Origin of the sequence: Haliscomenobacter sp. (assembly GCF_965225875.1) — a bacterium.
Classification (GTDB): Bacteria; Bacteroidota; Bacteroidia; order Chitinophagales; family Saprospiraceae; genus Haliscomenobacter.
The window spans coordinates 3,525,056-3,541,138 of record NZ_CBDDBS010000002.1 but is presented as its reverse complement, the minus strand read 5'-3'; the positions used below and the strand labels follow the sequence as shown (position 1 = coordinate 3,541,138).

At 49.7% G+C, this 16,083-nt stretch carries 8 protein-coding genes (1 of these 8 running past the window's edge); 2 read left to right on the top strand and 6 right to left on the bottom strand.

What is annotated here, in order from left to right; genetic code table 11:
- Positions 1-20: 20 nt before the first annotated feature.
- Entirely contained in the window at positions 21-1,091 is a 1,071-nt protein-coding gene (locus ACO08K_RS16700; protein ID WP_421797548.1) for a hypothetical protein, read from the bottom strand.
- A gap of 183 nt (positions 1,092-1,274) precedes the next feature.
- Here ACO08K_RS16700 and ACO08K_RS16695 point away from each other — a divergent pair, with 183 nt between their 5' ends.
- Positions 1,275-1,802 carry an RBBP9/YdeN family alpha/beta hydrolase gene (locus ACO08K_RS16695; protein ID WP_421797547.1) on the top strand — a complete coding sequence of 176 codons (528 nt, stop codon included), beginning with the start codon at positions 1,275-1,277 and terminating at the stop codon, positions 1,800-1,802.
- A gap of 31 nt (positions 1,803-1,833) precedes the next feature.
- Positions 1,834-2,433, top strand: coding sequence for an REP-associated tyrosine transposase (locus tag ACO08K_RS16690; protein ID WP_421797546.1), 600 nt, complete (start codon positions 1,834-1,836; stop codon positions 2,431-2,433).
- An 87-nt stretch (positions 2,434-2,520) separates the two neighbouring features.
- Here the strand turns inward: ACO08K_RS16690 and ACO08K_RS16685 are convergent, their stop codons facing one another.
- The 5 genes from ACO08K_RS16685 to ACO08K_RS16665 all read right to left on the bottom strand — a co-directional run.
- On the bottom strand, positions 2,521-2,943 hold the full coding sequence (locus ACO08K_RS16685; RefSeq protein WP_421797545.1) for an rRNA adenine methyltransferase: 423 nt from the start codon (positions 2,941-2,943) through the stop codon (positions 2,521-2,523).
- Between the two features lie 40 nt (positions 2,944-2,983).
- Positions 2,984-4,288, bottom strand: coding sequence for a glucarate dehydratase family protein (locus tag ACO08K_RS16680; protein WP_421797544.1), 1,305 nt, complete (start codon positions 4,286-4,288; stop codon positions 2,984-2,986).
- Positions 4,289-4,397: 109 nt separating this feature from the next.
- The gene (locus tag ACO08K_RS16675) at positions 4,398-5,729 is read right to left on the bottom strand and encodes a membrane dipeptidase (RefSeq protein ID WP_421797543.1); all 1,332 of its coding nucleotides are present in this window, start codon (positions 5,727-5,729) and stop codon (positions 4,398-4,400) included.
- Between the two features lie 118 nt (positions 5,730-5,847).
- Positions 5,848-6,618, bottom strand: coding sequence for a class I SAM-dependent methyltransferase (locus ACO08K_RS16670; protein ID WP_421797542.1), 771 nt, complete (start codon positions 6,616-6,618; stop codon positions 5,848-5,850).
- Between the two features lie 517 nt (positions 6,619-7,135).
- Positions 7,136-16,083 carry the 3' portion of an SdrD B-like domain-containing protein gene (locus ACO08K_RS16665; RefSeq protein WP_421797541.1) on the bottom strand. Its footprint extends 23,443 nt past the window's final position, so 8,948 of the gene's 32,391 nt are visible here — the last part of the coding sequence; its start codon lies beyond the right edge, outside the window; the stop codon is at positions 7,136-7,138.

Genomic DNA, 16,083 nt, shown 5'->3' with positions numbered 1-16,083 from the left:
CTCAAGATAGGGATAATCCCTTACTCCTTTTGCTTAGGATTGAGGAAAAATTGGATCCCCAGGTCCAGGCCTGCTTGCAGCGATTTGGCGTCAAAGTTGTAGTTCACATTGGGCGCCAGCTCCAGTGCAAGATTTGAGTTAAAGAAGCTGTTCAAACCCAGTGCCAGAATGGCTCGTGAAGTTTTTTCATCCAGCTCCTGCTCATTAAATTTGACCTTGACCCTATCGTATTGATAAGCACCACTCAAAAACAAGAGGCGGTGCCGATCCGTATTGAGGTAATACCGAATCCGTGGGCTAAGCCCGATTAGGGTTGTGCTAAAGTCCTGATTTCCGGATAGCCCCAAAGCTGCTGCGCCACCCAGGCCCAAACGATTGTTTACAAAGTAGAGCAAATTCGGAGCAATAGTCAAAGCGTTAAGATTAGCGGCTCCTGGCCTTGGAGAACTGATGCCAAACTGAGCCCTGGCGCTGGTTCCTCCAATCATTAAGGTTCCTGCTTGCAAATTCGGTAGAGCGGTTTTGCGGGTACCTCTCATTTCAGGATTGAGGTAAACATTGAGGCTGGTGGATAGACCAAGTTGGGTGTTTCTCCTGATTTGGAAATCGGGCTCTATCACGGCCAGATAAGCATCAAGGCCAATGCCCGGGGCCAAAAAGTGGGTCATGCCTACACCTGCGTTGGCCCCACCAAAGTTGTTGTCACTGGAAAAGAGCAGATTGAATTGGGCATTTACAAAAAAATGATTGTTGGTCGATTGTGGATTCAAGTAGTAGCGGGCAAATGGGGCAATACCAATGGCATTGCCATCAAAAAGGTCATTTTTGCTGTACAGAGTTGCAGTTACCCGACTTCCGACCAATAGCCGTTTGGAAAAAAAATAACCAAATTCAGGGGAAAGGTTAAACCTGAATTGGTCCTCTATGGGTCCAAATTTTTCGAAATAGCTTAGGCCTGCTAAACCTTGAGCTGCGGGTAAACCACTATAAATAGACCCACTGGCATACCAGCTGCCTTTAATGAGTTGTGCTTGCACCCACATCGGGCAACTAAGCAATAGGATAAGTAAAAACAGTGTAAATCGTTTCATGAGTTAATTGTTTAAATGTTGTTCAATTAGATGATATCGAATAGTTGACACGGTTCTTTTATCTATAAGTTTGGGCTTTTAAATTTAGATATTCAAATGAGTGTAAATTGTTGCAATTAGTTGGCTATTTCTTTTTTTTTTGCTCGTTTATTTTGTCTTTTTTTGTCAAAACATTATTTACCAATGACCCATTACTTCATTATCCCCGGCTTGGGGAACTCTGGCCCCGAACATTGGCAAACCTATTTTGAAAAAACCTTGCCCAATGCGCAACGCATCCAGCAAAAAGAGTGGGATGCCCCCGATTGTGCCGATTGGTTGGAGGCAATTGAAGCGGCAGTACAAGGTTATGATTTAACGCAAGTGGTGTTGATTGCACATAGCCTGGGCTGCGCTACGGTTGCACATTGGGCGAAACGTTATGGACATAAGATAAAAGGTGCATTCCTGGTAGCTCCGAGCGACATTGAACAGCCCGTGTATACTTTCCCATCGACGGGATTTACTCCCATTCCGCTGGAGCCTCTTGGCTTCAAAAGTATTGTAGTGGCGAGTAGCAACGACGAATGGGTCGACCTGGAACGGGCTCGTTTTTTTGCAACTCATTGGGGCAGCGAATTTATCAATATTGGTGATGCCGGACATATTAATGCGCAGAGTGGGTATGGGGATTGGAAGGAGGGGTTGGAGATTTTGGAACGATTGGGGTGATGGTTAAAATTTGGGCATTAAACAAAGCCTTGTGGCTCGCTACCGTATCCTTGACCAAAAAGGTCTCAATTACCTCACTTGCACCATTGTTGGATGGGTAGACATTTTCACTCGTGCCACCTACCGCGACATCATCATTGAAAGCCTTTCTTACTGCCAAAAAGCCAAAGGCTTACGCATATTCGCATACGTACTCATGAGCAATCACCTGCACATGATCGTAAAAGCAGATGGGACGCAACAGTTGTCTGCAATCCTTCGCGATTTTAAAAAATTCACTTCTCGTCAAATTCTGGAAGCAATTGAAAAAGGGAATGAAAGTCGCAAAGATTGGTTGCTGCATGTTTTCAGCTATTACGCCAAGTTTAATACCAATAACCGCTATTATCAAATGTGGATTCAGGATAATCACCCTATTGAGCTGGTTTCACCTAAAGTAATTTGGCAAAAGGTGGAATACATCCATAACAATCCAGTCAGGGCAAAATGGGTAGAAAACCCTGAACATTATCTGTATAGCAGCGCGCGGAGTTATGCTTTTGACAACCGAGATTGTTTGTTGGAAGTGGATTTATTGGAGCCATTTTTGCCGGGAAGTGGATTTGTGTATGTGCCGGGGTTTGAGGAATAAATGTGGTTTGGGGCACGTCAGGAGACGTGCAGATACTGGTACAAGTCTGGAGACTTGTACCAGCGGGAGACTTGTACCAGCGGGTGATCATTTCACCCGCTCAATCCCGTTCAATATCCCCCCTTTTATCAACTGCCCATAGCCGTCCTCAGGAAGAAAGGCTGTGAATGAAAGCGCCGTGGCATAATTTGCTTTAGCACTTTCAAAATCGTTTAAGTCTTCATATCCCTTGCCAATGTTCAAATACAAAGAAGGGTAAGTGCTTTTCATCCCCTCATCATTGATTTTCAAAGCGTGATGTAAAGCTCTTTGGTCCCAATCCAGTTTTTCAGCAATACTTTTTTGCTGCCGGGCGACATAGTGCGCCGCAGTGAATTTTTCAAAATCGTTGCTCGCTTCTCCCCAGGCTTGTTCGAATAGTTGGAGCGCTGCTTCTTTTTTGCCTTCACCTTCCAGACTCATGCCCTCGGCGCAAAGTTTTACAATGTTGTTGTTTGGATCGAATTGCATGGTGGTGATTTTTTGCTGTTCAATTTTCGTTCCAACTCCCCTACCACCTTACCGCCTCAAACTTCCACCCTGGCTGCACCTTCTGCATTTCCACTTCATCATTCCGCTTGGTCAATCCGCAGGCTTTGTAGTTTTTGTGCAATTTGGCCAGGGCTACCCGATCCAGTTCCACGCCCAGGCCCGGTTCGGTGGGTACCATCACGGAGCCCTCCTCAAATTTCAGTCGCCCACCGATGATGATTTCGTCCGATTGCCAGGGGTAATGTGTATCCAGAGCGTAAGTCATATCCGGCAAAGCCGCGCCCAGGTGTACCATCGCTGCCAGTGAAATCCCCAAATGGCTGTTGGAATGCATGGACAAACCCCGGCCGAAGGTTTCACAAATGCCCGCCAGGGTCATGGAGGCACGCAATCCGCCCCAAAAGTGGTGGTCGCTCAGGATGATGTCTTCCGAACCGAGTGTGATGCTACGGGGAATTTCTTCAAAAGAAGTGGTACACATGTTGGTGGCCAAGGGGGTTTTCAGGGCTTTTCTGACCAGGGCCATGTTTTCCTGGCCACGTACGGGGTCTTCCAGATACTCCAGCACGGGTTCCATTTCCTGACCGTATTGAATGGCTGTTTCTACCTGCCACAGGGCGTTGGGATCGATCCGCAGGGGAACATCGGGGCCAAAAGCTTCGCGTAGGGCAAAAATGGCGTCCACTTCCTGGCGGGGCGGAAAAACGCCCCCCTTGAGCTTGATCGATTGGAAGCCAAACTCGCGACACATGGCCTGGGCCTGGGCGACTATTTCTTCAGGGTTCAGGGCACTTTTTTGACGGGCTGCGTCCCAGCCGCTGGCATTGGGGTCCAGGTCAAAACCCAGCTCGCCACCCGCACCAGCGTATTTGTAAAAGAGGTAAGCCGCAAAGGGTACCCGATCCCGCATTTTGCCACCCAACAAGTCGACAACGGGTTTGTTCGTGACTTTGCCGATGATGTCCAGACAAGCTACTTCCACCGCGCTGAAAATATGCACCAGTTTTCTTTGGTCCCAGGGTGCCAATCCTCGATCTGCGCTTGAGTCTTTGCCAAACGCCTGCACCAGCATCTGGCGGATATGGTTCAATTGAAAAACATCCTGGCCTATCAGCAGTTTTTTGGAATCCTCCAAAGCTGCGTCGATGTCTTTGGTACCGGGGATCTCGCTGATGCCGGAGATGTTGTCTTCGGTGACGATCTCCAATACGGTGCGCAAGGCGTAAGGCGCGTGTAAACCCGCTGCGTTCAGCAAGGGAGGGTCTACGGTGGCGATGGGGGTGATGTGGATGTCTTTGATGCGAGGGCCAGGTGTGAATCCCATATGGTTGATTATTGTGATTTCCTAATTAACTCAAAGGGAACAGTTTTGCTCCAATCAATATGACGATTAATTCGGTCAATCCCATTACAGTCAATTGGAGAAAAGTGGTCTAATTCTCTACCTTCCGATGATCCAAAAAATACTGCCACAGCTGCAAAAACTTTTCCGAGGATCTTTTGATGGGTTCTAAATCCACTCCTTCCCGCAGCAACAGGTTCCAATGCTCGTTCAGCAGGCCGGGATGCGCCAAGCCTTTTGTTTCGATGTCCTCGTAAGTTCGATCTTCAGCCATTTCGTAACAGCCTTCTTTACCGTAGCGCGGGCGATTGTGGCTCAGCCAACCATTAAAATCGGTCTGAAATCCGATGGAATATTTCACCTTTTGGCGGTCGTCCAAAGCCTCAAAAACGAGGCTTGAATCCTGGGCGATACGCGCCACATTACCTTCAATGAATTGCTTGACGGCCTGATAGGTGATTTTATAATCGTCGACAGAACCTTCACAATAACAATCCACCTGGCTCAAACTATCCAGCAAGTTTTGATAGGGGGCTAAAGATTTGTAGGGTTTGATCGCCCGGCCGCTGAGGGGCAAAGCAACAAAGCCATTGTGCTGGTAAATGCGGATGATGTCCTCGGGGGAAAGGCCCCGGGAATTGTTTTGAATGGGTTTAAATGCATCATGGGTTGTAATGGGCGGAATCTGGTGTTCGATCATGTAATCGAGGGCGTCTTGCCTGGTCAACTCCGACATGTGAGTCAGGTCGATCATGACGCCCGCATTGGCCAGGTACTGGATGGCGTCTTTGCCGTGTTCGCTAAGTCTCCGGTTTTTTTCTTTGCGCAGGCCTCCTTTCAGATTCATTAGGCGAGTCATCAAACCCGGGGTGATGGCGGAAGCTCCGTTTTCATCGTCCAGCAAATGCACCAGGGTAATGTAGGCTACGCCTTGGCTGGCCCAAAAGTCGGCGTCTTCCTGGCTGTTGATCAATCTGCGCCCTCCCTCAATGGAATGGATGACAATGGTTTTATTGGTATTGTGCACCAGGTCGCGCACTTCTTGTGGGGTTTTGGCCAGGGCAAATTGGTCGGAGTGACTTTTGATGAATTCGTTTACGTACTCAATTTGCTCTACAATCATGCGCCGCGCCTTTTTTTTAGAGGTCACCCATTCCTTGCTCAGCGCACCATTGATGATGATCCGGGCACCCTGGTTGTGCTCCAAAAAATTGGCGTGGTTCACATTTCGAAAGGTGTGTTTGTAATTGACTGGAGGGGGCTTTTCATCTGAAAAATAGGTCAGGCCCTTGCCAAAAAAAGGATAGGGGATGTGTACGGTCATGTGGCTTTGCAGGTCCATAAATTCCCGGATCTCCTGGGCCTGTACGGATGGCAAAAGGATGAAGTAAATGAGGAGCAGGGGTAGTGATAGTTTTCTCATGTTGTGTCGGTTAGACAGACAGAGTGGTAACGATTTGGTGGGGGGGAATATTGGGTGGGCAGTGGATCGGCTTATTCCAGTGGGTTTAATCGAATCATTCCATTTTTGCCTTTCGTCCTCAATCTATCCGTTGAATGTATTTAATCCAATTTCCATAGTTGATGGTCTGTGTTGTTTCATCATTGTCAAAAAACGGAGCAAGTGCTTGGTCTAACCAATTTTCAACTTGATCATAGGTCGTTTCATGGTTCTCTACTGCGGCTATGATATTGCTCTGGGTGGTGAAGTACAATGCCAATTGTTTTTTGTTAAAAACGATTGCGTTCTTGAATGTTTCTTCTTTTACCAGGTAAAAATTCTTGGCATTTAGGTTTTCATTTGTCCAGGAGTATGCATGATTACGCGGTGGCGAAGGATATTTTTTAAGGTAAACATTGGGAATCCAATTGGAGAAGTTGCTATTGCCCAGCATTTCAGAAATAAAATGATTCTCATAAAGTACCAGCCACGATTTACTCCTTAATAGTCGGTTCGCCTCAATTAGGAATTGGTCAATGTCAAACCAATGGACACCTGAACTAACCGTAATTAAATCAAAACTATTGTCGGCAAATGGCTGCTGCTCTGCCGGAGCAATGGAATAATGAATTTTGTCAGGTTGTAATGCAAAATTCAACATCTCTTGCGAAATATCCGTTCCGTAAACGTTTGTTGCAATTTCCAAAAGCGCTTTGGTTGAAAGGCCCGTCCCGCAGGCGATATCTAAGGCGTCATCAAGTTTTTTGTCAAGATGCAAATAATCTTTGATGTGCTTTATGGTGTTGGGGTGGAAATCGGGGCGACCTTTTGAATAGCGTTCTGCGGCGGTACGTGGGTTAAAGTAGTTCATTTTTGGTGTCTGTTTTATTTTGTCGATAAGGCGAAAATATGCACACTTTCGCCCCTCTCCATAAATATAAGCCAACCACATCAAATCTTCAATTCATCCACAGGCGCTTTTGAATTCCCATATACAGCCCAATTGGGCTCTCACCGATGGGCTGATCACAATTGATACCCCCATAAACAAAGAAAGGGAAGCTCAGCTCCCCTCTCAAAATTGTGTTCTAAACCACAATACGCTATTCTTATCGAAGGTTCCGGGTATCCCGAAATTCCATCGTTTGTCAATAAGCGCCAGGTTTACCAAGTGATTATGACAAAAAATTGTATTTATTTCATCGATCAAGGTTGCTCCGATCAACGGCATTAGCCGCCAAACGTCTTAAACATGAGATCGTGCAAGGTTGTTCAGTTTTTGTTCGTAGTATCAGTTAAAGTTCGAGGGTTCCAACGCTCGCTTCGACTCACTTCGACTTAGCTCAGTGACCAACTCACGACCATTGGAACCCCCAAAACCTTTATCCTTACTTCAGTACACTCATCTTCTTCGTCACCATTTTTCCATCCACCTCCAAAGTATAGAGCAGCAAGCCACTCGCCCCTTGCAGGTTTTCACGCGTTACAGGTACTTCGTTGATGCCTTTTTTGAACTCACCGTCCACTGTGTACAACAGGCGACCATGAGCGTCGAAGAAGCGCATGCTACCCGCTGATGCTTTGGGCATGTGGAAGCGGATGATGGTGCTTTCGTTGAATGGGTTCGGAGCGTTTTGGTACAGTACAAACTCAGGGTTGACTGTGCTCAATTCGCCGAACTTCAATTTGACATCCATCAGATCCAGGTTCTCATCGTAAGCTTCGGCAGTGGTCACTTTAGAGTTGATCTGCAAGAGATCGCTCAGTTGACCATCGGCGATGGCTTTGAACTTCAGGGTAAACAAGGTACCACTGTTGGCGGTCAGGCCCTGGAGGGCATTCCAACTGGTGGTAATCATACCCTGAGTTGCGCGGCGGACACCGATGTTTTCCTTGCCAGCCAGGCCGTAAACGATGTCGGCAAATTGCAGTGTGCTTGGATCAAATTCGAGGGTGAATTGGTACCCTTTCAGTTTGGCCAGGTCGGCTGCGGTAAATGCTACTTCGTAAGTATTGCCAGCTTTCAGGTACTGATCGAGGGCTTTCACTTCGAAGCTGCTGCCCATGCTGCGTGGTACGGCTACGGTATTTGAGTTCGGTTGTACACTTTCGTCAACGTCACCTACCTTGATGCCCACGAAGTTGAGTCCGATCATCGCTCTTTCCAGGTTGTCGATACCGATTACTTCTGGATAAGCCTCTTTCCAAGGTGCCTTGGCGTTGGCGAAGCGATAAGTAGAGTCAATGAATCTCCAGCTGGTATTGCTATGGAACAGCTCCATGTCACCCAGGACTACCCGGCGCAGTTCGAGGATGTCCATCGCGGTAATCTTACCGTTGTTGTCCACGTCGGCAGCCAGCAGTTTGTATGGGCTCTTCAGGGCGTTGTCACCCAGGAGGTAGCGTTGGATCAAATAAGCATCACGGGTAGACAAACCATTTTTGTGTCCTTCATCGTACAACGGTGTGATCGTGTAGTGATGGTTCGGTTTCAATGGATTGAATTCGTACTTGCCTTTGATGTTCGTCTTCAGATCCTTGTGCTCGTCGCCACTCAGGTATACTTCAACAAACTCAACTGGCTCGCCCCATTCGGTACGGATAACACCGTTGACAAATGGTTTGGCATCACATACCTCGCAGATCTTGCCGTCTTTGGTGGTCAGCACGATGCGTTGCTTGAAGGTATCTCTGGATACGTTGCCGTGGATGTCCTTGGCAATGAAGCGGCGTGTGATCAGGCAGTTTCCATCGGTAGTTTTGCCCACAATTGGGGTCAACTCACGGGCGGTGCCTTCACAGTTGTCGATTACATGAGCCAGGCCAAACACTTGTTCCAACTTCTTGGTGTCGAACGGATTGAAGCCGATTGGCAGTGTTGCACAATCCATGGTTTTGTCGGCCAAGCCGCCACAGATTGGAGCAATTTTGTCTTCCACCAGCACCCGGGTCCAACACATGTTGCGGTTGCCAGAAGAGTCGATTACTTCCATTTCTACTTCTACCAAACCATCACCCTGTGCGTCGAAGCAGTTGAACTCAACGTATGGTCCCCAGTTGGAGTAGTATGGCTTGGCGAGTTTTTCACCCGTTTCAGTATCGTAAATGTGCAAGCGGCGTACGTTGATTTTGGCAATGCCACAGTTGTCGTAGCTACCCCAATCGATGTGGCGTACGTAAGCTCTGGCCAGACCTGAAGAACCGAGCGAGAAGTTCGGTTTGTCGATACAGATCGCGATCGGAGCTTCCTGATCTGCCACGCGGAAGCGGCAGAGTTGTACAGTTTGGTTGCCACAACCATCGGTTACCGTATAGCGGAAGTAGTAGTCGCTGAAGGTCAACCCGGCCAACTTGCGGCTTTCACCTGGCAAGAGGGTATCGATCACAACGGTCGTTTCTACGGTATCGATTGGTCGGCCCTGGCTGTTCAGGATCACCCGGCGGGTAATCTTGAGTACTTCAGTCACGATGTACAAGCTATCTGAGCAAGCATCTTTCACCAATGGCAGCGGTGCGTTGATGGTGGCAGCGCAATCGAATGGATCTGCACTGAACATCATCACATTGGCGTCAACAATTGGGCAGTAGTGCTGGTCGAGTGGGCACTCTACAATTGGTGCAGTAAAGTCACCAATCTTGATGTGCTGTTCGAAGTTCAGGATGCTGTCTGGGTAACACTTGTCGGTGATGCTCCAGGTACGGCGGATCACATAGCTACCTGCACAAATCGTATCCACGATTACATCGCGGTAAGTTGCTTTCAGGTTGCAATAAGCGTTGTCCAGGTTGTGGGTACCGAAGGCACTCACCACGAACGGATAACCCGTTACTTGTGGGTGTGGGTGGCCATTGGCGTCCAACTTGATGTCATCGAGCTCCTTACATTCGAAGGTGTAGTTGCACAATGGCTGACTTACGTGTTCGAAGCTTGGTTTGCTGATGATGATCAACTGGCTGCAGTAGTTGATCGTAGAGTCTACATGGTAAATGGTAAACTCACGAACAATGGTATCTGCGGCACACTCACCACCAGTGATCAGGCGATCCTTAATGGTCACCTCGTCGATTTCAGCGCAAGTTTCGGTCTTCTTCGGTTTGCCGAGGTATTCCATACTTTCGGCTACGTTGAAGATGTCAGCGATGTCGCTACACAGGATGTCGCGCTCGAACACCACTGCCTGGCTTGGGTAAGGCTGACGGGTAGCAGGGTTCAACAACAAGTGTTTGCCTGTTACTTCGTTGTAGACCACCCAAACGTAGCCACCGGTTTTCTCTGGAGACAAGGTTGTAGCCAGGAGTGTGTAAGTTGAATTGGAATCCAACTCAGCACTAAACTGCATGGCCATTTTCCAGGTCTCGCGAGGATAGCCAGGTACCACCAAACGGAGGGTGCCTTCGAGCACTTCGTAAGACAGTGGGTTATTGCATGGTACGGCTACGTCGCCACAAGCCAGGGCCTTATCGTACTCGTTGCCCAGGAAGAGGGCACCGTGTGCGTCAGGAGCACCCGCTGGTACACCAGGTACTTTATCGGTAGTCAACATATTGGTCAGCAGTACAAACGTGTACTTCTGTTTGCGCGCCGTATCCGTTTTGAAAGTCTGTGTTTCATAGTAACGTTTGCCGGCAGGCAGCGCAAATTCAGGCAACCAACATTCTTTTCCGAGGTCACTGAAGTTCTTATCGTTGGTATTCAAATTGCCGGTGAAGACTTGGGCTGTGCGGGTCTTACGCACTGCGGTTACATCTTCTGGGCATTCTGGCAAGCCTTGATTTACAGGAGGCTCTACCTTCACGGTGGTGCGGCAGTCAGCATCCAGGAGGTCGCGGAAGTTCACCGTTTTGGCGCCGCCGCTTACTGGGTATGGACCAAACTCTACCGTAGTGCCATAGAAGCCACGGATTGGGTTGAGCATACCATCGTCGGCAGTCCAGGCAGCCGAGCTGTGGCGGCCATCTACTTTCACGGTGAAGCTGAAGCTATCGTCTTTTGGATCAGCAGTACCTTTGTTGTCCACTTTTACATCCACCACCGTTGCTTTGATGGCGCAAGTTTGAGAACATTCATCAGGTACACCTACCAACAAGAGCGTGTAGCAAGTGGTATCCTGAGCATCGCGAACCTTGAAGCTCACCTGGCCATCGGCGATGCGGTATGGGCCAAATTTCACCACTTGTCCGTAGTCACCGATGCTGCGCTTGTTGTCTTCAGCTTTCCAGCCTTTGTTGCCCGCATTTTTACCCGTAACAATCACTTCAAAGGTGAAGGTATCGTCACTTGGGTCATCAGCGGTACCGTTGCTGCTGCACTTCGCGTTCTGGATCTTGGTTACAATTTCACACTTGGGCACTGAAGAACAAGCTGCTGGTGCAGTTACCGTTACTTCGGTAGCGCAAGAGTTGAAGCGCAACTGATCGAAGATGCTGAATTTAACCGTTGCATTGGTCTTGATCCGGTATGGGCCCATCACTACGGTTTTGCCGTATTGACCTGTGCTCAGGTTCGGATCATTGGCAATCCAGCCAGTGCTGGCGTTGCTGCCGGTTACGGTCAATTCAAACGTGAAGGTATCATCGTCGTTGTTCTCTGGTGTGCCGTTGTTGTTGCACAAAATGTTCTTCACTTCGGCTTTCACCGCGCACTCGTTAGAGCAAGCTTTTGGCGCAGGCACATAAACTGTAGCCTTACACTCGGAGTTGCCTGCATCGCGGATCAAGAAGGTCTTGTCACCATCTTTGATCAGGAATGGTCCAAATTTAACCACCTGGCCATACTTACCACTGGTGTTTTTGCCATCTTCAGCTACCCAAGTGTTGGTGCTGCTGCTACCAGAGATTTTCAGTTCAAATGTATAGGTATCATCACTTGGGTCACTCAGGGTACCCATTGGATTACAAACTACGTTAAGCAGTTCAGCCTGGCCGATGTTGCAAGGTTCGGTGCTACCAGAGCATGGTCTTGGAGGGAACACACTCAATGGATCGCTTACACAAGCAGCGTTGCTTGCATCCGCAATTGTGAACTGCAATACGCCGTCGCTAATCTTGAATGGTCCGAGTACTACTACCTGACCGTAGCTGCCAGTGACTGCTTTGCCCGCGATGGTCGCTTTCCAGCTGGTGCCAGTACCCAATACCAGGAGACGGAAGGTATACACGTCATCGAGGGTATCTTTGGTACCTAAGCCGTCGCAGCTTACTGCGCTTACCGTGGCAGTGAGGTTACAATCCTGTGGAAGGTCACCACAAGCAGTGGCTTCCTTGTCAGCAGTGCCATCGTTGTTCAGATCCAGCAGAGCCTTGTTGAACAAACCTTCGCCTGCTTTTGGTGCCCCTGGCGTAGACTGACCACACTTGGTGTAAATGTTGTCACCAGTTGCATCGCTCAGGTTCAAACTTACGTTCACCGTCAGGGTGTAGGTATGGGTTTGACCTGCACTGATGGCCTGGTCGTTTGCCAAAGTCCATGGTCCGGTTCCAGCCAGGTTACCGCCAGCGGATACGCTGCTGGTGTAGGATGCGCTGTTGATCGCTACATCGGTATCGAAGGATGGTTGGTCAGACAAGTCGTAAGTGCTGCTCAGGCTACCAGCTGGTGCTGTTACGGTGATGCTGTACACCACATTGTAGCTGCCATTGGCTTGCTTGGTTGCGCTTACGAAGGTCTTGGCCAGATTCAGGTCGCTTGGTGTCGAGCATGGTGCAGGTGCGGTTACACTTGCTGATGCTGTACAAGTTGCATTGTTGGCATCAGTTACGGTGAACTGTCCACCACCCAGGCTGATCAGGCGTGGGCCAACCACTACGGCCTGACCGTAGCTACCGGTTACCTGCTGACCGAAGATGGTCGCTTTCCAGCCCGTGCTGGCGTTGCTGCCCGTTACGGTTACGGTGAAGCTGTAAGTATCGTCGCTTGGTGTGGCGGTGCCTTTGTTGTCACACACGATGTTGCTCACTTGAGCTGTCAGTTGACATTCAGGCAGATCACCACAAGCGGTAGCTTCTTTATCGGCAGTGCCGTCGTTGTTCACATCCAGCAGAGCCTTGTTGAACAAGCCTTCACCTGCTTTTGGTGCCCCTGGCGTAGACTGACCACACTTAGTGTAGACGTTGTCACCCGCAGTATCAGTCAGTTTCAAACTTACATTCACCGTCAGGGTGTAAGTATGGGTTTGACCTCCGCTGATGGCCTGATCGTTTGCCAAGGTCCATGGTCCGGTTCCAGTCAGATTACCGCCAGCGGATACGCTGCTGGTGTAGGATGCACTATTGATCGCTACGTCGGTATCGAAGGCTGGTTGGTCAGACAAGTCGTAGCTGCTGGTCAGGCTACCTGCTGGTGCTGTTACCGTGATGTTGTACACCACGTTGTAGCTGCCGTTAGGTTGTGCCGTTGCGCTCACGAAAGTCTTGGCCAGGTTCAGGTCGCTTGGTGTCGAACAAGGAATTGGTGCAGTTACACTTGCTGATGCTGTACAAGTTGCGTTGTTGGCATCAGTTACGGTGAACTGTCCACCACCCAGGCTGATCAGGCGTGGGCCGATCACTACGGCCTGGCCGTAGCTACCCGTTACTTCCTGACCGAAGATGGTCGCTTTCCAACCTGTGCTGGCGTTGCTGCCAGTGACGGTTACGGTAAAGCTGTAAGTATCGTCGTTTGGTGTGGCGGTGCCTTTGTTGTCGCACACGACGTTGCTCACTTGAGCGGTCAGTTGACATTCAGGCAGATCACCACAAGCCGTAGCTTCTTTATCGGCAGTGCCGTCGTTGTTCACATCCAGCAGAGCCTTGTTGAACAAGCCTTCGCCTGCTTTTGGTGCGGCTGGTGTGGACTGACCACACTTGGTGTAGATGTTGTCGCCGATTGCATCACTCAAGTTCAAACTTACATTCACCGTGAGGGTGTACGTATGGGTTTGACCCGCGCTGATGGCCTGATCGTTCGCCAAAGTCCATGGTCCGGTGCCAGCCAGGTTACCACCAGCGGATACGCTGCTGGTGTAGGATGCAGCGTTGATTGCTACATCGGTATCGAAGGATGGTTGGTCAGATAAGTCGTAAGTGCTGCTCAGGCTACCTGCTGGTGCGCTTACCGTGATGTTGTACACCACGTTGTAGCTGCCATTAGGTTGTGCCGTTGCGCTCACGAAGGTCTTAGCCAGATTCAGGTCACTTGGTGTCGAGCATGGAATTGGTGCAGTTACACTTGCTGATGCTGTACAAGTTGCGTTGTTGGCATCAGTTACGGTGAACTGTCCACCACCCAGGCTGATCAGACGTGGGCCAACCACTACGGCCTGGCCGTAGCTACCTGTCACTTCCTGACCAAAGATCGTCGCTTTCCAGCCCGTGCTGGCGTTGCTGCCCGTTACGGTTACGGTGAAGCTGTAAGTATCGTCGCTTGGTGTAGCAGTGCCTTTATTGTCACACACGACGTTGCTCACTTGAGCCGTCAGTTGACATTCGGGCAGGTCACCACAAGCAGTAGCTTCTTTATCGGCATTGCCATCGTTGTTCACATCCAAGGTCGCCTTGTTGAACAAGCCTTCACCTGCTTTTGGTGCTGCTGGGTTGGACTGGCCACACTTGGTGTAGACGTTGTCGCCCGCAGTATCAGTCAGTTTCAAACTTACGTTCACCGTCAAGGTGTAAGTATGGGTTTGACCCGCGCTGATGGCCTGGTCATTTGCCAAAGTCCATGGTCCGGTGCCTGCCAGGTTACCGCCAGCGGATACGCTGCTGGTGTAGGATGCAGAGTTGATCGCTACATCGGTATCGAAGGATGGTTGGTCAGACAAGTCATAAGTACTGCTCAGGCTACCTGCTGGTGCGCTTACCGTGATGTTGTATACCACGTTGTAGCTGCCGTTAGGTTGTGCCGTTGCGCTCACGAAGGTCTTGGCCAGGTTCAGGTCACTTGGTGTCGAACAAGGTGCAGGAGCAGTTACGCTTGCCGATGAAGTACAAGTGTTGCTTGTTGCATCCGTTACGGTGAACTGTCCACCACCCAGGCTGATCAGGCGTGGGCCGATCACTACGGCCTGGCCGTAGGTGCCCGTTACTTCCTGACCGAAGATGGTTGCTTTCCAGCCTGCACCGGTATTGCTACCCGTTACAGTGAGGGAGAAGCTATAAGTATCGTCGCTTGGTGTCGCAGTGCCTTTGTTGTCACAAGTTATATTGCTCACCACTGCATTGATCGAGCAGGTAGCGGATGGGTAAATACCGGCGTCAACGGTGTTGTTGATTTGGCCGGAAGTCAGGGTATAAGTACCTGTTTTACCTGTAGCTACGTTTGCGTCGCTGTCTTTGCTATCGTCGCCAGTATTGGCTGCTGTACGAGTGTAGCCATTTGGCAGTACAAATTCTACCTGATAATCGCCAGGGCGCAGGTTCGGGAACATGTACATACCGTTGGCGTCGGTGGTTGCGAATTCCTGACCCGCGAAACGGTTGCTAGTCAATCTTACGCTTACGCCTTCTACTCCTTTCTCATCCGCATCCTGAACACCGTTTTTGTTGGTATCCAACCAAACGAAGTCTCCGATTTTGGCAGGGATGTAGATACCCGCATCAACGGTGGTTTCATTTTCACCTGAGCTGATATCGTACAAGCCGGTCATACCCGTGTTAGGATCAGCGTCGCTGTCGCGGAAATCATCATTTAGAACGGCATTTGGCGCAGTGAAAGCGTAATCTGGATTGCTCAATACGAAGGTTACTTTGTATTTACCAGGAGCCAGGTCGGTAAAGTTATAGCCCCCGTTGGCGTCGGTAGTGGTGGTAGCCAATACGTTGCCCCCTGCATCCATCAATTGTACTTCAACTCCAGGTACGCCCACTTCGTCGATGTCGAGGAAACCGTCGCCATCTTTGTCCAACCATACATAGTCGCCCAAGGAAGCTGGGCGATAGAAGCCCGCGTCGATGGTGAGGTTGGTACCACCAGCAGGCAGTACAAATGTAGCCGTTTTGCCACTTCCATCGGCGTCACTATCGCGTACATCACTACCCACATTTGGCGTAGTCGAAGTGTAACCATTAGGTTTCACAAACTCAACGCTGTAGGTTCCACTAGGCAAGTTGGTGAAAAGGTATGCACCTCCTCCGGCGGTAACCGTCGTTCTGATGATGTTGCCTGAGCCATCCAGCAAGTTGACCGTTACCCCATTGATACCAGGTTCGTTGGAATCCTGGATACCATCGAGGTTGAGGTCTTCCCAAACGTAGTCTCCAATTGCAGAGGTTACTTCGTAAAGGCCTGCGTCGACAGTGCGGTTAACTTCACCACTGGTCAAGGTATAGATTCCGGTTTGACCACCCAGGTCGGCGTCGC